Here is a 15,928-nt window from a genome sequence, read left to right as displayed (position 1 = left end):
TGCCCTAGGCCCTGTCGGCCGCCCGATAGACTTCCTCGTCCAGCTCGCCTTCCCAGCGCGCCACCAGCGTCGCCACGGTGAGGTTCGCCGAGGCGCTCGGCACCGTCCGCGTCATGTCGAGCAGCCGGTCGAAGGGCAGCACGAAGCCCACCACCAGGGCAGTCTGCTCCGGCGAGACGCCCACTGCGCTCAGCACCGCCGCCAGCATGAACAGCGAGGCCGACGGCACCGGCGCCGTGCCGAACGCGGCGAGCGCGCCGGTGAACAGCACCGTCGCATAGACGGTGGGCGTCAGGTGCACGCCAAAGGCCTGGAGCGCGAACATCGACAGCAGGCCGACATACATGGCCGTGCCGTCCTTGCCGATGCTGGCACCGAGCGGCAGCACGGTGGAGAAGACCGAGCGGCCGATGCCCAGATTCTGTTCGGAGACGCGCATCGCCACCGGCAGCGTCGCGCCGCTCGATGCGGTGGAGAAGGCCACCGCCAGCGCGTCGACGATGCCGCGGAAGAAGGGCAGCAGCGGCAGGCGCGCGACGAAACGCAGGAGAAGGCTGTGCACCACCAGCATCTGGATCAGCGAGCCCAGCACCACCGCCAGCGCCAGCCAGCCGACATGGACGAACACCGCCGCGCCGTTCGCCGCGACGGCATTGGCGATCAGCGCGAACACGCCGAAGGGCGTCGCCTCCATCACCAGGCCGACGACGCGCAGCAGCACGGCCGAAGTCGATTGCAGCAGGTTGGCGAAGGGCTTGCCCGCCTCCCCCGCCACCACCGTGCCGCAGCCGATCAGGATCGAGGTGAAGATCAGCGCCAGCATGTCGCCCTTGGCCAGCGCATCGAAGATGTTGGTCGGGATGATATTGATCAGCTGCTCATAGGGCGTGACCGGCTTGCCGAGCACATGCGCCTCGGCCGTGCCGAGCGGCGCGCCGATGCCGGGCTGGACGATCGCCGCGACCAGCATGCCGACCGAGACGGCGATGAAGGTCGTCAGCGCGAACATGCCGACCGTGCGCCCGCCCAGGCTGCCGAGCCGCTTGGGATCGGCGAGCGTGGTGATGCCCGAGGCAATGGTGACCAGCACGATCGGCGCCACCAGCATGCGGATCGCACGGACGAACAGGTCGCCGACGAACTGCACCCAGGGCGCGCCCTGCGGCACCAGCAGCGCGAACACGACGCCGAGGACGAGGAAGGCGAGCACGCGCTTCCACAGGGCGATGCCGAACCACCAGCCCATCAGTTGCAGGTCCCGGGGGTGGGCTTGTGCGCGAGCGCTCGGCCGGCGGCCTTGCCGGTCATCGCGCCCCTGTCGACCGCGAGCACGCCGTTGACCAGCACGGTCCGCACCCCGGCCGCCAGCAGCGCCGGCTGCTCATAGGTGGCGCGCGAGGCATAGGTACGCGGATCGAACACCACGACATCGGCGAAGGCGCCGGCGCGCAGATGGCCGCGGCCCTCCAGCCCGAACGTGTCGGCGGTCAGCGCCGAACTTCGCTCGATGAACTGGCGCAGGGTGATCACGTGATCGGCCTTGACGTATTTGTCGTATTTGCGCGCGAAGGAGCCATAGACGCGCGGATGGCCGCCCGAAGCGTCCGATCCGGTCATCACCCAGGGCTGGCGCATGAAGGCGGCGATATCGGCCTCGCTCTGGTTGAACGAGACGGTGCCGGGATCGCCGATGCGGATCACCGCGATCGCGGCATCGACCGGGTCGAGCTTCATCTCCTTCGCGACGGCGTCGAGATAGCGGTTCCGGTACTTGCCCTCGACGATCAGCAGCTTGCCCGCCCCGCCGCGCTTGCGGAGATTCTCGACCATGCCGGCGTGCATCTTCTCGGTCAGCGCAGGATCGTCGAAGCGCTTGAGCAGCGCCGGGCGGCCGCCATCCTGCGCCCAGAGCGGGACGAGCGAGGCGACCAGGCTCGTGCCCGAGGCCGACCAGGGATATTGATTGGCGGTGACCTTCTCGCCGCGGGCACGGGCCGCGTCGATCTTGGCGATGATCGCGGGCGCTTGTCCCTGCACGTCGACGCCCAGCGCCTTGATGTGGCTGATATGCGCGGGCAGCCCGCCCTCGCGCCCGATGCGGATCGCCTCGTCGATCGCGGCCGCCAGGCCCACCGTATAGCTGCTCTCGTCGCGGATATGGCTGTCATAGCTGCCGCCGCGCTTGCCCGCCTCCTTGGCGAGCGCGATCACTTCCTCGGTCTTGGCGAAGCTCTGGGGAGCATAGAACAGGCCCGTGGAGAGACCGAGCGCACCCTGGCACATCGCGCCGGCGACCAGGCCCTTCATCCGCTCCAGCTCGGCGGGCGTGGGATCGCGCGCATCCTCGCCCACCACCCTCTCGCGCACCGCGCCGAAGCCGACCCAGGCGGCATAGTTGATGCCCACCGGCTTGCTTGCCGCGCTCCCCAGGACCTTGGCCAGGTCCGGGCTGCCGCCGCCGTCATTGCCGATGAACGCCGTGGTGACGCCCTGCATCAGGAAGGCGGGGATCAGGCGCTTCTTCGGATCCGTCGATGCGAGATCGTCGCCCATATGCGTGTGCGGATCGATGAAGCCGGGGGCAACGATCATCCCCTTCGCATCGATCACGCGCGCGGCGATCAGGTTCGCATGCGCCCCCACCGCGACGATGCGATCGCCCTTGACCGCGACGTCGCCGACAAAGGGCGCGTCGGAGCCGGTATAGATCGTGCCGCCGCGGATCAGCAGATCGACCTTCTGCGGCGGAAGCGGCGCGGCGGCACCCAATGAAAGAGCGGCAGTCCCCAGCAGCAGCGCGATCTTCATGGCGTTCCCCAAAATCCCGGAAGTGGCGGATAGAGCGTCCCGCCCCGGTCCTCGACCCCACCGGGGCGATCCTTGGCGAGCCAGATCGGACCGTCAAGGTCGACGAAATCCGACATGCGGGCGATGTGCAGCGCCGCAGCGATCGACAGAGAGGAACTGACCATGCAGCCGGCCATCAGGCCCAGGCCGCGGTCGCGCGCGGCCTGGGCGAGGCGCAGCCCCTCGGTCAGGCCGCCGGCCTTGTCGAGCTTCACGTTCACCACCTGGTAGCGGCGCGCGACCTGGTCGAGATCCTCGCGGGTGTGGAGGGACTCGTCTGCGGCGATCGGCACGAGCGGGCGGAAAGTCTCGAGGCATGCGTCGATCTCGGCCGGCACGGGCTGTTCGAGCAGGTCGACCTTCAGCGCCGCCAGCACCGGCTGCATCGCCTCGACCAGCCGCGCGTCCCAGCTCTCATTGGGATCGACGATCAGCCGGGCATCGGGCGCGGCGGCGCGGACTGCGCGGATCTGCGCGTCGGGCAGGCGGCCATCGACCTTCACCTTGAGCAGCGGCGCATGCGCGGCGCGGCGCGCGGCACAGCCCATCATCATCGGCGTATCGATCACGATGGTGCGCGCGCTGGCGATCGGCTCGGGCTCCGGCGTCCCGAGCAGCGCGGCGACGCTTTTCCCGGCCGCGCGCGCTTCCAGGTCCCAGAGCGCGCAGTCGACCGCGTTGCGGGCCGCGCCGGCGGGAAGGAGCGCCAGCAGCTCCTCGCGCCCCGCGCCCGCCTCGATCGCCGGGCGGATGCCCTCGATCGCCGCGAGCGCCTTCTCCACGCTCTCGCCATAGCGGGAATAGGGCACGCCTTCCCCTCTCCCTTCCAGCGCGCCTGCGCGGATGGAGACCGTGACCGTATCGGCCTCGGTCTTCACGCCGCGCGAAATGCGGAAGGGCTTGCTCAGCGCGAAGCGGTCGTGGCGGGCCGTGAGGGTTCGGTGCATAGCAACTCGTCGATGATCGCCTCGACCCCGAAGGCGATTGGATCGGTATAGGGCAGACCGAGATCGGCCTCGATCTGCCGGCAAAGCACACGCGCCGCTTCAACCTCCATCCGGGAGGTATTGAGGCAGACTCCGACCGCGCGAACCTCCGGGCTGGTGAGGCGCGCGACCTGGAGATTGGCCTCCAGGCATTCCCGCAGGCCCGGCAGCGCCCGGCCCGGCAAGCCGCGCATATGACTGCGGCTCGGATCGTGGCAGAGCACGATCGCTTCGGGCTGGGCGCCGTGAAGCAGGCCCGTCGAGACGCCGGCAAAGCTCGGGTGGAAGAGCGAGCCCTGGCCCTCGATCAGGTCCCAGCCGCCATCGGTCCGCTCGGGCGCAAGCATCTCGATGCCGCCCGAGATGAAATCGGCGACGACCGCGTCGATCGGCACGCCGGCGCCGGCGATCAGGATTCCGGTCTGGCCGGTCGCACGGAAATCGGCCTTCTCGCCACGCGCCTTGAGCGCATCCGCGAGCGCGATCGTGGTGTACATCTTGCCGACCGAGCAATCGGTGCCGACCGTCAGCAGGCGGCGCCCGGCCCGGGCGTATCCGGTGCCGACCCGCATGTCCGCCGGGGGATCCCGCACGTCGAACAGCTGCAGGCCCTTCTCCATGGCGAGCGCCGCCAGTTCGGGCACCTCGCGCAGCCGCTGGTGGAGGCCGGCGGCAACGTTCATCCCCGCATTGAGCGCCGCCGCCGCGTCGCGCACCAGGTCGCCGCCCAGCGTGCCGCCCGAATTGGCGATGCCGAGGACGAGCGTCTTCGCGCCCGCCGCCGCGCCTTCCGCGATGGTCATGCGCGGCAGGCCGAGCGTGAGCGGACTGTCGTCATGGCGGAACTCGCCCACGCAATCGCCGCGCCGGAATTCGGCCAGGCCGCGCGAGGTCTTGATGCCCACGAAATCGGTGCTGTGACCGAGGTAGAGGAGGTAAGGTGCCGGTATCATTGGGTGATAACGCTATCCCGCTCGCATCGGGCACCGCGCATAGCGAGTGCGCGCCTCGGCATAGCCAGCCGTTATGGCGTATCGATGACCTTGGCGAGCGCCTTGAGGAAATCGGTGGCCAGCGCAGTGGGCGGCCGATTGAGCAGGAACATCGCATGCACGTCGAACGTGAGCTGCGGCTTGAGCGGGCGCATCGCCAGCCCGGGAACGAGCGAGGCCTGCGCGGTGAAGCTGTCGACCACCGTCATCCCGACGCCCTGGGCCACAAGTGCGGTGGCGATGTAGAAGGTGCGCGCGGAGATGACTTCGTCGAGATCGAGCTCCAGGCGCGCGCATTCCTGGCTGAACAGCTGGCCGATCGGGCCGCTGTTGGCGAGGCTGATGAACGGGCGCCCGCGCAGCCGCTCAAGCTCGATGCGCGGCGGCGCATCGGGCATGTCCTCCTCGCGATAGAGCACCACCAGCTCGCCCTCGCCCAGCCAGCGATGGCCGATCGGCGCGGCATGGGGCACTTCATAGGCGATCGCGACATCGGTCTCGCGCTCGTAGAGCTTGCGCAGCAGGTCGTCGTGATGGACGGTCTGGAGATCGAAGCGGACTCCCTCATGCCCCCGCATGAAGCGCGAGACGGCGGTGGGCAGCGCATTGAGGGCCAGCGACGGCAGCGCCGAGATGCGCAGCATCCCGCCCGCGCCGCGCTTGAGGTTCCGGCCCGCCTCGCGCAGCGCATAGACGCGGTCCTGGATCTCCGAGACCTCGGTGAACAGGGTGTGCGCGTCCTCGGTGGGAACGAGGCGGCCATTGGTGCGGTGGAAGAGCTGGAAGCCGAGCAGGCTCTCGGCATGCCGCAGCATCTTGGAAACCGAGGGCTGCGACACGTTGAGCGCGCGCGCGGCGCCGCTGACCGAGCCGTTCACATAGACGGCGTGGAAGATTTCGATGTGCCGCAGGTTCATCCAGCCAGCCTATCGAACTGCGCGAAAAGGGGAAAGGCCCGTTCCTCGCCTCCCTTCCAGGGAGGGGAGAATCATCCCCCCGGCGTGAACTCCGCGACCAGATCGTAGCGATCCCCCGGGAAAGTCTGGCGGACGAAGGTGACTGCCCGGCCGGTGCGCCAGGTCCAGCGCTCGACCTGGAGGCAGGCCGCATGGGCGTCGAGCTTCAACTTCCTGGCCAGCGGGCCGCCGGCTGAGACGGCGCGGATGCGGTGGCGCGCATCGGTCCAGGGGACATGGTGGAGCAGCCAGGAGCCGGGCGCCTCGGTCTCGAACGTGTCGGCCCGCGGGACGGGCACGGTATCGAGCGCGATCAGCCGGCGCTCGAGCGCGAAGGGTTGTTCCCCGGCGAAATGCACGCCCTCGATCAGCAAGGCGGGCGCCGGGATGCCGGAGACTTCGATATCCGGATCGCGATTGACCACCCGGCAGGTGTCGAGCGCCCAGCCATAGCGCTCGCCCCGCGCCGCGATCAGCTGTGCGAGATCGGGCACCGCCAGCACCGCGGCATGGACCTGGGGATGCGCCACGAAGGAACCGGCCTTGCGGCGCCGCTCGATCAGCCCGGCATGCGCGAGCCGCTCCAGCGCCTTGCTGACCGTGGCGCGCGCGCAGCCATAATGCGCCACCAGTTCATGCTCGAAGGGGATGCGATCGCCGGGGCGCAGCGCGCCCGAGCGGATGCGCTCCTCGATGTCCGAGCGGATGCGTTCCTGCAGCGTCACCCGAGCAGGCGCTCCAGGGTTTTGCGATAATGACTAGCGATAGCCTCGCTCCCCCGGTGCTTTCCGCCCACGACCTGCAGCGTGCCCGCGCGCCAGACACAGTCGATCGCGCCGGCGCGGCCCGCGAAGATCCAGCGATCGAGAAGCGTGTCGGCCGAAGCGCCGGCAAAGCCTGGATGGTCCATGTTCAGGCTCACGATATCGGCGGGAGCGCCCGGCGCAATCCCCGTTTCGACACCGAGCGCCTGCCCCCCGCCCGCGAGCGCCGCGTGGAACAGCGTCTCGCCGACCGAGGCACCTTCGGGCGACAGGATCGCGCGGCGCCGGAGCGACAGGCGCTGCGAATATTCGATCGCGCGGAGCTCGCAGGCGGCGTCGATCTGGATGTTGGAGTCCGTCCCGGTGGCGATCGCTCCCCCGGCCGCGAGATAGCGTTCGGCCGGGAAGATGCCGTCGCCGAGATTGGCCTCGGTGACCGGACAAAGGCCCGCCACCGCGCCCGAAGCGGCGAGGCGGTCGGCCTCGGCCCCGGTCAGATGGGTGGCGTGGATCAGCGTCCAGCGCCGGCCTATGCCCAGATTGTCGAGCAGCCACTCCACGGGCCGCGCGCCGCTCCAGGCGAGGCAGGCTTCTACTTCCCTGGTCTGCTCGGCGGCATGGATATGGAGCGGACCGGTGGTCAGCGCCGTGACCGCCCGGAGCTCTTCCGGCGTGACCGCGCGCAGCGAGTGCGGCGCCACGCCCAGCACTGCGTCGGCGGGAAGCTTGGCTCTGCTCGCCTCGACCAGCGTCGCGAAGCCGTCGATATCCGAGAGGAAGCGCCGCTGGCCGGGCTTGGCGGGCAGTCCGCCGAAATCGCTATGGGCATAGAATACGGGGAGCAGGGTAAGCCCGATGCCGGTCCGCTCCGCGGCATGGACGATCGCGCCGGCGGTCTCGGCGGGATCGGCATAGCGTGCGCCGTCTATGTCGTTATGGAGATAGTGGAACTCGCCGACGCGGGTATAGCCGGTCTCGAGCATCTCGGCATAGGCCAGGGCAGTGATCGCGGCGATGTCCTCGGGCGTGAGCCGGTCGAGGAACCGATACATGATCTCGCGCCAGCTCCAGAAATCGTCGTCGGGCCGGCCGCGACGCTCGCTGAGCCCGGCCATGCCGCGCTGGAAGCCGTGGCTATGCACATTGCCGAGGCCGGGGATCGCGACGCGGTGGCGCTCGGCACCGGCCGCCGGATCGGTGCCGGCCAGCACGTGCGAAATGCGCCCTTCGGCAATGCGCACGGTAACGCGCCCGGCCCAGCCGGTGGGGAGCAGTGCGGTTTCGAACCAGAGATCCATCCAGGCCTTCCCATTCCCGTCATTCCCGCCCCATTTCCGTCATCCCGGCGGAAGCCGGGATCTCAGGCGATTGCGGGGCAAGGGCCGCGCGAGATCCCGGCTTTCGCCGGGATGACGGACAAAGTGTGCGACAGGCCTTTCATTATGTCTAGACATAATCAATCCAACAGGCAAGGATGCGCGCATGGACCGACTCTGGACCAATGCACGGATCGCGACGATGGCGGGCCCCGGGATGGGCATCGTCGAGCATGGCGCCGTGGCGGCGAAGGCGGGCCGGATCGCCTGGGTCGGCCCGGCCAGCGAGGCGCCCGACGCCATCGAGACAGTCGATTGCAAGGGGCGCTGGATCACCCCCGGGCTGATCGATTGCCACACGCACCTGGTCCATGGCGGCGACCGCGCGCACGAGTTCGAGCTGCGCCTCCAGGGCGCGAGCTATGCGGAGATCGCGCGGGCCGGCGGCGGGATCGTCTCGACGATGCGCGCCACCCGGGCGGCGAGCGCGGCCGAGCTGGTGGCGGGCGCGCTGCCCCGGCTCGACGCGCTGATCGCCGAGGGCGCGACCACCGTCGAAGTGAAGTCGGGCTATGGCCTCTCGCTCGACGGCGAGCTTAAGATGCTGCGCGCGGCCAGGGCATTGGGCCAGGCGCGCAAGGTCCGGATCGCGACGACCTTTCTCGGCGCGCATGCGCTGCCGCCCGAATATGCGGACGATCGCGCCGGCTATGTCGACCTCGTCTGCGAGACGATGATCCCGGCGGTGGCCGAGGCCGGGCTGGCGGATGCGGTGGATGCCTTTTGCGAGAATATCGGTTTCACTGCCGACGAGATCCGGCGGGTCTTCGAAGCGGCCGGGGCGCATGGGCTGCGCGTGAAGCTCCATGCCGAGCAGCTTTCCAACCAGCATGGCGCCGCGCTCGCCGCTTCCCATGGCGCGCTGTCGGCGGACCATCTCGAATTTCTCGACGATGCCGGGATCGCGGCGATGGCCGAGGCGGGCACGGTGGCCACGCTCCTGCCCGGCGCCTTCTATTTCGTCCGCGAGACCAGATTGCCGCCGATCCAGGCGCTGCGCGACGCGGGGGTGCCGATCGCCCTCGCCACCGATTGCAATCCCGGCACCTCCCCGCTCACCAGCCCCCTGCTCGTCATGAACATGGCCGCGACGCTGTTCCGCCTCACCGTGGAGGAATGCCTGGCCGGCATGACCCGCGAGGCGGCCCGGGCACTGGGCCTTCACCACGAGATCGGCACCATCGAACCCGGCAAGTCCTGCGACCTCGCCATCTGGGACGTCGAGCGGCCGGCCGAGCTTGTCTATCGCATGGGGCTCAACCCGCTCCATGCCCGCATCTGGAAGGGCCAATGACCGAAATCCTGCTGATCCCCGGCGCGGTGCCGCTGGCCGAATGGCGCGCGATCTGGCGCGGCGCAGTGCCGAAGCTCGATCCCGCCGCCAACCCGCGGATCGCCGAAAGCGCTGCCGCGGTGGCGCGCATCCTGGCGCATGGCGAACCCGTCTATGGGATCAACACCGGCTTCGGGAAGCTCGCCAGCGTGAAGATCGAGGCCGAGGACCTGGCCACGCTCCAGCGCAATATCGTGCTCAGCCATGCCGCGGGCGTGGGCGCGCCCTCGCCTGCTCCCGTGGTCCGCCTGATGATGGCGCTGAAACTCGCGAGCCTCGCCCAGGGCGCATCGGGCGTGCGGCCGGCGACGGTGGCGCTGCTCGAAGCGATGCTGGCCGGGGGCCTCACGCCGGTGGTGCCGAGCCAGGGGTCGGTCGGCGCGAGCGGTGACCTCGCCCCCCTTTCCCACATGGCCGCGACGATGATCGGCGTCGGGCAGATCGAAACAGGCGGCCGCGTGCTGCCGGCCGAGCAGGCGCTGGCCGAGGCCGGCCTTACCCCGCTGACGCTCGGGCCCAAGGAAGGGCTCGCCCTGCTCAATGGCACGCAATTCTCCACTGCCAACGCCCTGGCCGGGCTGTTCGAGACCGAGACGCTGTTCCAGGCGGCGCTGGTGACCGGCGCGCTCTCGACCGAGGCGGCCAAGGGCACCGACGCGCCGTTCGATCCGCGCATCCACCGGCTGCGCCGCCATCCCGGCCAGATCGCGGTGGGCGAGACGCTGCGCACGCTGATGGCCGGCTCCGCGATCCGCGCCTCGCACCGCGACAATGATCCGCGCGTGCAGGACCCCTATTGCCTGCGCTGCCAGCCCCAGGTGATGGGCGCGGTGCTCGACCTGCTGCGCCAGGCAGGCACGACGCTGGAGACCGAGGCGAACGGCGTCTCGGACAACCCCCTGATCTTCCCCGAGACCGACGAGGCGCTGTCGGGCGGCAATTTCCACGCCGAGCCGGTGGCCTTCGCGGCGGACATGATCGCGCTGGCGATCTGCGAGATCGGCTCGATCGCCGAGCGCCGGATCGCGATGCTGGTCGATCCGGCCCTGTCCAACCTGCCGGCCTTCCTCACGCCCCGGCCGGGGCTCAATTCGGGCTTCATGATCCCCCAGGTGACCGCCGCGGCGCTCGTCTCCGAGAACAAGCAGCGCGCCACGCCGGCCAGCGTCGATTCGATCCCGACCTCGGCGAACCAGGAGGACCATGTCTCGATGGCCGCGCACGGCGCCCGCCGCCTGCTCGAGATGGCGGCGAACGCCGGCGCGGTGATCGGCATCGAGCTGCTCGCCGCTGCCCAGGGCTGCGACTTCCATGCCGGGCTCGCCTCCTCCGCGGCGCTGGAACGCGTCCGCGCCCGGCTGCGGCGCGACGTGCCGACGCTCGACCATGACCGGCACTTCCATCCCGACATCGAGGCCGCGACTGCGCTGGTCCGCGCCGGCGCGGTGGCCGAGGCGGCGGGAATCGCGTTGCCGGGGGTCGCATGAACTGGCTCGAGGTCCATCGTGGCGAAGCGCCGCTGATCGTCGCCTTCCCGCATACCGGGACGGACATTCCGGCGGAGGTCGCGTTCCCCTCACCTTGGCTCGCCCGCAAGGACGCCGATTGGTGGATCGACCGGCTCTACGCCTTCGCCGCCGGCCTCGGCGCGACCACGATCCGCACCGGCATTTCCCGCAGCGTGATCGACGTGAACCGCGATCCCTCGGGCGCCTCGCTCTACCCCGGTCAGGCGACGACCGAGCTCTGCCCCACCACCACCTTCGACGGCGAGCCGCTCCAGAACCCCGATGCGGACGAGATCGCCCGGCGGCGCACCGCTTATTTCGACCCCTATCACGCCGCGATCGAGGCGGAGATCGCCCGCCTCCGGACGATCCACCCCAGGCTCGTCCTCTACGACGCCCATTCGATCCGCAGCCATGTGCCGCGGCTGTTCGAGGGCGAGTTGCCGCAGTTCAACATCGGCACCAATGGCGGCACGACCTGCGCCCCGGCCCTGCGCCAGGCCGTGGAAGCCGCCTGCGCCGCGACGCCCTGGAGCCAGGTGACCGACGGGCGCTTCCGCGGCGGCTGGACCACGCGCCATTACGGGCGGCCCGAACGGGGCGTCCACGCCATCCAGATGGAGCTGGCCTGCCGCGGCTATATCGACGAGCCCGCCGGCTTCGACGAAGCATGTTGGCCCACCCCCTATGACGAAGCCCGCGCCGCGCCGATGCGCGACGCGCTCGCCCAGATCCTCACCGCCTGTCTCACTTTCGCCGGAGCCCCGGAATGACTCGCCTCGACAACAGCCGCATCATCAAGCCCGCCACTGGCACGGAACGCACCGCAAAGAGCTGGCTCACCGAAGCGCCGCTGCGCATGCTGATGAACAACCTGCACCCCGATGTCGCAGAGCGGCCCGAGGAGCTGGTCGTCTATGGCGGCATCGGCCGCGCCGCCCGCGACTGGGAGAGCTATGACAGGATCGTCGCCGCGCTGCGCGATCTCGAAGCCGACGAGACGCTGCTGATCCAGTCGGGCAAGCCCGTCGGCGTGTTCCGCACACACGAGAACGCGCCGCGCGTGCTGCTCGCCAATTCGAACCTCGTGCCGCACTGGGCGACCTGGGAGCATTTCAACGCGCTCGATCGCAAGGGCCTGGCGATGTATGGCCAGATGACCGCCGGCTCGTGGATCTATATCGGCACCCAGGGCATCGTGCAGGGCACCTACGAGACCTTCGCCGAGATGGGCCGCCAGCATTATGGCGGCGACCTGAAGGGGCGCTGGCTGCTCACCGCGGGCCTGGGCGGCATGGGTGGGGCACAGCCGCTGGCGGCGGTGATGGCGGGCGCCTCGTGCCTGGCCATCGAGTGCCAGCCCAGCCGGATCGAGATGCGCCTGCGCACCGGCTATCTCGACCGGGCTGCCGAGACGATCGACGAAGCGCTCGCGATCATCCACGGCGCCGACAAGCCGGTCTCGGTCGGCCTGCTCGGCAATGCGGCCGAGATCCTGCCCGAGATGTTCGCCCGCGGCATCCGCCCCGACCTGCTGACCGACCAGACCTCGGCACATGACCCCGTCAACGGCTATCTGCCCGCCGGCTGGACCGTCGCCGAGTGGATCGAGCGGCGCGAGCGCGATCCGGAAGGGACGGCCAGGGCCGCCAAGGCCGCCATGGCACGGCATGTCCGCGCGATGCTCGACTTCCATGCGGCGGGCGTGCCGACGGTCGATTACGGCAACAACATCCGCCAGGTCGCGCTCGACGAGGGCGTGGCCAATGCGTTCGACTTCCCCGGCTTCGTCCCCGCCTATATCCGCCCGCTCTTCTGCCGGGGGGTCGGGCCGTTCCGCTGGGCCGCGCTCTCGGGCGATCCCGAGGACATCGCCAGGACCGACGCCAAGGTGAAGGAGCTGCTGCCCGACGACGCGCATCTCCACAACTGGCTCGACATGGCCGCCGAGCGCATCCGCTTCCAGGGGCTTCCCGCCCGCATCTGCTGGGTGGGCCTGGGCGACCGGCACCGGCTGGGTCTGGCCTTCAACGAGATGGTGGCGTCGGGCGAGCTCAAGGCCCCGATCGTCATCGGCCGCGACCATCTCGACAGCGGATCGGTCGCCAGCCCCAATCGCGAGACCGAGGCGATGCGCGACGGATCGGACGCGGTTTCCGACTGGCCGCTGCTCAACGCGCTGCTCAACACCGCGAGCGGCGCGACCTGGGTCTCGCTGCATCATGGCGGCGGCGTCGGCATGGGCTATTCGCAGCATGCCGGCATGGTGATCGTCGCCGACGGCACGCCGGAAGCAGCCAGGCGGCTCGAGCGGGTGCTGTGGAACGATCCCGCGACCGGCGTGATGCGGCACGCCGATGCGGGCTATGACATCGCGATCGATTGCGCGCGGGAGAAGGGACTGAACCTGCCGGGGATATTGTAGGGCGATTCCATCGTCCTTTCCCCTTCGTCATGCTGAACTTGTTTCAGCATCCAACCTGCCTCAAGCGGTACGGCACGTGGAAAGTTGGACCCTGAAACAAGTTCAGGGTGACGGTCTGGGGGCGTTGCAACGTTGCCCTTCAAATCTCCACGAACCTGCCCGCCTCGCGGTCCTTCACCACCTTGCCGGCTTCGAACACGGTGCCGTTCATGGTGATATAGACTCCCGGCCTCGCGACCTGGACGGTGGCGAAGGCCATGCCGAGGTTGAAGGTGGCATCGCTCTCGGCGAAGCGTGCCGGGGCGAGCGCGCCGACCAGCACGATCGTCTTGCCCTCGATGCCGGTCAGCGCCTTGGCGGTCTCGGTCATCGTGTCGGTACCGTGCGTGATGACGATGCGCTTCGCATCCGATGCGGCGGCGCGCGACGCGATCAGGGCGCGATCGGCATCGTCCATCTCCAGGCTGTCCTTGCGCATCACTTCCTCGACCTCGAAGGGATGCAGCACGCGGCCCAGCTCGAGCAGCCGGGTCACCATGGTGCCGACGATCGTGTATTTGCTCGAGGCGTCGAAATATTGCTTGTCGATCGTGCCGCCGGTGGTGAGCACGAGGATGGGCTGGGTGCTGGTCATGCGCGGCCCTTACGCCGGTTCGAAGAACAGGAAAAGCACCTCCCACCGTCATTTCCCTGGTCCCGCTGGCGGGGAGATGGAGAGTTGGGAAGCGCGTCTGTCCCGGTCTGCCATTGGGCAGCCGGGGGATGACGGAAGGAAGGACCGGCGCGTTCTCTTTCCAGGCGCTCGGCGCTCGACGACGATGGTTGGTTGGCATTGGTGGCGTGTCGCGTCGAGACTTGATGCTGCGGCGTGCCTCCCCTGTATTGCGGCCGTGGAAAGGGTCAGGGGTAGTTTTTGAGGCAAGGGGCTCTGCAGCGGGCAATGCGGCGAAGCTTCGACTTGTGCCGAACGGCTCCGCGCCGGTCCACCGGTGGCTGCAACGTGCATCCACCGGCCTTCTGTGTCCGCATGCTGGCCTGGCAGGCGGGACGGGTGCAGTGCTAACCCATATGGTTCATCATGTCAAGTGATTTGTGCCAAACCATCGCCCCGCCCTTGGCTTGCTTGAGGGCCCTACCTTCCACGAGCGATATCGCCTGAGGGGAGTGGGATACTGAAACAAGTTCAGCATGACGGTGGAAGAGGCGACGTCATCGCGTGAGATCCTCGCTTTCGCGGGGATGGGAGTGGAGCCGAGGCCATCGCGGAAGTAACCTCTGCGCCAGTGCCTTCCCCCGGCGCGCCGCTAGTCCCGCTTCTTCTGCCAGACCCTGACGTATTCGACTTCCATGCGTGAAGGGAATGCATCGGCGTCGATTCCCTTGTCGCCGCCCCAGCCGCCGACCGCGACGTTGAGGATCAGATATTGCGGGCCGGCAAAGGGCCAGGTGTCGGGATTGCCCTTGTGGTCGTTGTCGAAGCGCAGAAAGGCGCGGCCGTCCACGCCGATCAGCATGCGATCCTGGTTCCAGTCCAGCTGATAGTCGTGAAAGGCGGTGCAGGCGTCCGGCACCATTGCCTGGGCGGTCTTCTGCGTCTTGATGACGTGATTATAGGCCTTGGTGTGGATCGAGCCATGGACGCGGCCGGGATCCCAGCCGACATGCTCCATGATGTCGATCTCGCCCAGGCCGGGCCAGCCGGCCTTCTCGTCGCTGCCGAGCATCCAGATCGCCGGCCACAGCCCCTTGCCGCAGGCGAGCTTCGCCCGGACCTCGATGAAGCCGCCCGTCCAGTCGGCGCGGCCGCGGGTCTGGATCTTGCCCGAGCTATAGTCCTGGCCGCCATGATCGGCGCGGCCGCTCAGCCGCTCCCTGCGCGCCTCGATGACGAGCCTGCCGCGCTCGAGGCGGACATTCTCGCGGCGGTTCGCGGCGTAATATTGCAGCTCGTTGTTCCACCAGCCTTCCTTGTTGCGGCTGGTGTCATAGGCCCATTTGCGGGGGTCGAGGCGCTTGCCGTCGAACTCGTCGGACCAGACCCGTGCATAGCCCGGCGGCACCGCCATCGGCGCGTCGGCATGGGCAGTGGAGAGCGGGGCCTGGATCGTCTGGGCGGAAGCGGCGCCCGGCAGCAGCAGTGCCGCCGCCAGAGCGCCGCATCGCATCACTTGGGCGCCAGCACCATCAGCATCTGGCGGCCTTCCATGCGCGGATAGGATTCGACCTTGGCATCCTCGGCGCAGTCCTGCTGGACGCGCTGGAGCAGCGCCATGCCGAGCTGGCCGTGCGAAAGCTCGCGGCCACGGAAGCGCAGGGTGACCTTCACCTTGTCGCCTTCGCCGATGAACTTGTGGATCGCCTTCATCTTCACGTCGTAATCGTGATCGTCGATGTTCGGACGCATCTTGATCTCCTTGATCTCCTGCGTCTTCTGGCTCTTCCGGGCGAGGTTCGCCTTTTTCTGCGCCTCGTACTTGAACTTGCCGACATCGAGGAACTTGGCGACGGGCGGGTCCGCATTGGGGGACACCTCGACCAGGTCGAGTCCAAGCTCCTGCGCCTGTTCCATCGCCTCGCGCGTGTACATCACGCCGAGATTCTCACCCTCATGGTCGATCACGCGGACCTTGGGCGACTGAATGAATTCGTTAAACCGCGGACCGTTCATCGGCGGTGCCACCATCGAGCGGCGATTCATGGGCGGACGTATACGACTTGCTCCTGTTGTTGCGGACTCAGGG

At 68.8% G+C, this 15,928-nt stretch carries 14 protein-coding genes; 4 read left to right on the top strand and 10 right to left on the bottom strand.

All coding sequences use genetic code 11. The features are described 5' to 3' along the window. Positions 1-4 precede the first annotated feature (4 nt). The 7 genes from CAP40_RS00175 to CAP40_RS00145 all read right to left on the bottom strand — a co-directional run bounded on the left by CAP40_RS00175 (position 5) and on the right by CAP40_RS00145 (position 7,843). Positions 5-1,246, bottom strand: a complete 1,242-nt coding sequence (locus CAP40_RS00175; RefSeq protein ID WP_208413820.1) for a dicarboxylate/amino acid:cation symporter — start codon at positions 1,244-1,246, stop codon at positions 5-7. Then, entirely contained in the window at positions 1,246-2,808 is a 1,563-nt protein-coding gene (locus tag CAP40_RS00170; RefSeq protein WP_086127354.1) for an amidohydrolase family protein, read from the bottom strand. Before CAP40_RS00170 ends, CAP40_RS00175 begins: the two co-directional genes overlap by 1 nt. Beyond that, positions 2,805-3,794, bottom strand: a complete 990-nt coding sequence (gene dgcA, locus CAP40_RS00165; protein WP_086127353.1) for an N-acetyl-D-Glu racemase DgcA — start codon at positions 3,792-3,794, stop codon at positions 2,805-2,807. The genes CAP40_RS00170 and dgcA overlap by 4 nt, the downstream gene beginning before the upstream one ends. Continuing rightward, positions 3,752-4,786, bottom strand: a complete 1,035-nt coding sequence (gene dgcN / locus CAP40_RS00160; RefSeq protein ID WP_086127352.1) for an N-acetyltransferase DgcN — start codon at positions 4,784-4,786, stop codon at positions 3,752-3,754. The genes dgcA and dgcN overlap by 43 nt, the downstream gene beginning before the upstream one ends. Positions 4,787-4,857: 71 nt before the next feature. Beyond that, on the bottom strand, positions 4,858-5,742 hold the full coding sequence (locus CAP40_RS00155) for a LysR family transcriptional regulator (protein WP_086127351.1): 885 nt from the start codon (positions 5,740-5,742) through the stop codon (positions 4,858-4,860). A 71-nt stretch (positions 5,743-5,813) separates the two neighbouring features. After that, positions 5,814-6,506 (bottom strand): UTRA domain-containing protein, encoded by a 693-nt coding sequence (locus CAP40_RS00150; RefSeq protein WP_086127350.1) that lies wholly within the window; start codon positions 6,504-6,506, stop codon positions 5,814-5,816. Next, positions 6,503-7,843 carry a formimidoylglutamate deiminase gene (locus tag CAP40_RS00145; protein WP_086127349.1) on the bottom strand — a complete coding sequence of 447 codons (1,341 nt, stop codon included), beginning with the start codon at positions 7,841-7,843 and terminating at the stop codon, positions 6,503-6,505. The genes CAP40_RS00150 and CAP40_RS00145 overlap by 4 nt, the downstream gene beginning before the upstream one ends. A gap of 184 nt (positions 7,844-8,027) precedes the next feature. On the opposite strand from CAP40_RS00145, the gene hutI reads away from it, so the two are divergent. The 4 genes from hutI to hutU are packed head-to-tail and all read left to right on the top strand — an operon-like array spanning position 8,028 to position 13,187. Further along, a complete protein-coding gene (gene hutI / locus CAP40_RS00140) occupies positions 8,028-9,215 on the top strand; it encodes an imidazolonepropionase (RefSeq protein ID WP_086127348.1) in 1,188 nt (395 codons plus the stop codon). After that, on the top strand, positions 9,212-10,741 hold the full coding sequence (gene hutH / locus CAP40_RS00135) for a histidine ammonia-lyase (RefSeq protein ID WP_218822094.1): 1,530 nt from the start codon (positions 9,212-9,214) through the stop codon (positions 10,739-10,741). Before hutI ends, hutH begins: the two co-directional genes overlap by 4 nt. Beyond that, positions 10,738-11,535 carry an N-formylglutamate deformylase gene (gene hutG / locus CAP40_RS00130; protein ID WP_086127347.1) on the top strand — a complete coding sequence of 266 codons (798 nt, stop codon included), beginning with the start codon at positions 10,738-10,740 and terminating at the stop codon, positions 11,533-11,535. The genes hutH and hutG overlap by 4 nt, the downstream gene beginning before the upstream one ends. Beyond that, entirely contained in the window at positions 11,532-13,187 is a 1,656-nt protein-coding gene (gene hutU / locus CAP40_RS00125; RefSeq protein ID WP_086127346.1) for a urocanate hydratase, read from the top strand. The genes hutG and hutU overlap by 4 nt, the downstream gene beginning before the upstream one ends. Positions 13,188-13,326: 139 nt before the next feature. Here the strand turns inward: hutU and CAP40_RS00120 are convergent, their stop codons facing one another. The 3 genes from CAP40_RS00120 to infC all read right to left on the bottom strand — a co-directional run bounded on the left by CAP40_RS00120 (position 13,327) and on the right by infC (position 15,885). Then, a complete protein-coding gene (locus CAP40_RS00120) occupies positions 13,327-13,821 on the bottom strand; it encodes an asparaginase domain-containing protein (RefSeq protein WP_086127345.1) in 495 nt (164 codons plus the stop codon). Between the two features lie 670 nt (positions 13,822-14,491). Then, positions 14,492-15,352, bottom strand: coding sequence for a family 16 glycosylhydrolase (locus CAP40_RS00115; protein ID WP_086127344.1), 861 nt, complete (start codon positions 15,350-15,352; stop codon positions 14,492-14,494). After that, positions 15,352-15,885 (bottom strand): translation initiation factor IF-3, encoded by a 534-nt coding sequence (infC, locus tag CAP40_RS00110; RefSeq protein ID WP_086127343.1) that lies wholly within the window; start codon positions 15,883-15,885, stop codon positions 15,352-15,354. The genes CAP40_RS00115 and infC overlap by 1 nt, the downstream gene beginning before the upstream one ends. Positions 15,886-15,928 lie beyond the last annotated feature (43 nt).

It is taken from the genome of Sphingomonas sp. IBVSS2, assembly GCF_002127225.1.
In the GTDB taxonomy this organism is placed as follows: domain Bacteria; phylum Pseudomonadota; class Alphaproteobacteria; order Sphingomonadales; family Sphingomonadaceae; genus Sphingomonas.
The sequence above is the reverse complement of the archived record's forward strand: the minus strand, read 5'-3'. Positions and strand labels throughout refer to the sequence as shown.

What these genes read in the sequence shown, in the direction of transcription:
- CAP40_RS00175 (WP_208413820.1), bottom strand. Translation starts at nt 1,246, where the DNA reads ATGGGCTGGTGGTTCGGCATCGCCCTGTGGAAGCGCGTGCTCGCCTTC.
- CAP40_RS00170 (WP_086127354.1), bottom strand. Translation starts at nt 2,808, where the DNA reads ATGAAGATCGCGCTGCTGCTGGGGACTGCCGCTCTTTCATTGGGTGCC.
- dgcA (WP_086127353.1), bottom strand. Translation starts at nt 3,794, where the DNA reads ATGCACCGAACCCTCACGGCCCGCCACGACCGCTTCGCGCTGAGCAAG.
- dgcN (WP_086127352.1), bottom strand. Translation starts at nt 4,786, where the DNA reads ATGATACCGGCACCTTACCTCCTCTACCTCGGTCACAGCACCGATTTC.
- CAP40_RS00155 (WP_086127351.1), bottom strand. Translation starts at nt 5,742, where the DNA reads ATGAACCTGCGGCACATCGAAATCTTCCACGCCGTCTATGTGAACGGC.
- CAP40_RS00145 (WP_086127349.1), bottom strand. Translation starts at nt 7,843, where the DNA reads ATGGATCTCTGGTTCGAAACCGCACTGCTCCCCACCGGCTGGGCCGGG.
- hutI (WP_086127348.1), top strand. Translation starts at nt 8,028, where the DNA reads ATGGACCGACTCTGGACCAATGCACGGATCGCGACGATGGCGGGCCCC.
- hutH (WP_218822094.1), top strand. Translation starts at nt 9,212, where the DNA reads ATGACCGAAATCCTGCTGATCCCCGGCGCGGTGCCGCTGGCCGAATGG.
- hutG (WP_086127347.1), top strand. Translation starts at nt 10,738, where the DNA reads ATGAACTGGCTCGAGGTCCATCGTGGCGAAGCGCCGCTGATCGTCGCC.
- hutU (WP_086127346.1), top strand. Translation starts at nt 11,532, where the DNA reads ATGACTCGCCTCGACAACAGCCGCATCATCAAGCCCGCCACTGGCACG.
- CAP40_RS00120 (WP_086127345.1), bottom strand. Translation starts at nt 13,821, where the DNA reads ATGACCAGCACCCAGCCCATCCTCGTGCTCACCACCGGCGGCACGATC.
- CAP40_RS00115 (WP_086127344.1), bottom strand. Translation starts at nt 15,352, where the DNA reads ATGCGATGCGGCGCTCTGGCGGCGGCACTGCTGCTGCCGGGCGCCGCT.
- infC (WP_086127343.1), bottom strand. Translation starts at nt 15,885, where the DNA reads ATGAATCGCCGCTCGATGGTGGCACCGCCGATGAACGGTCCGCGGTTT.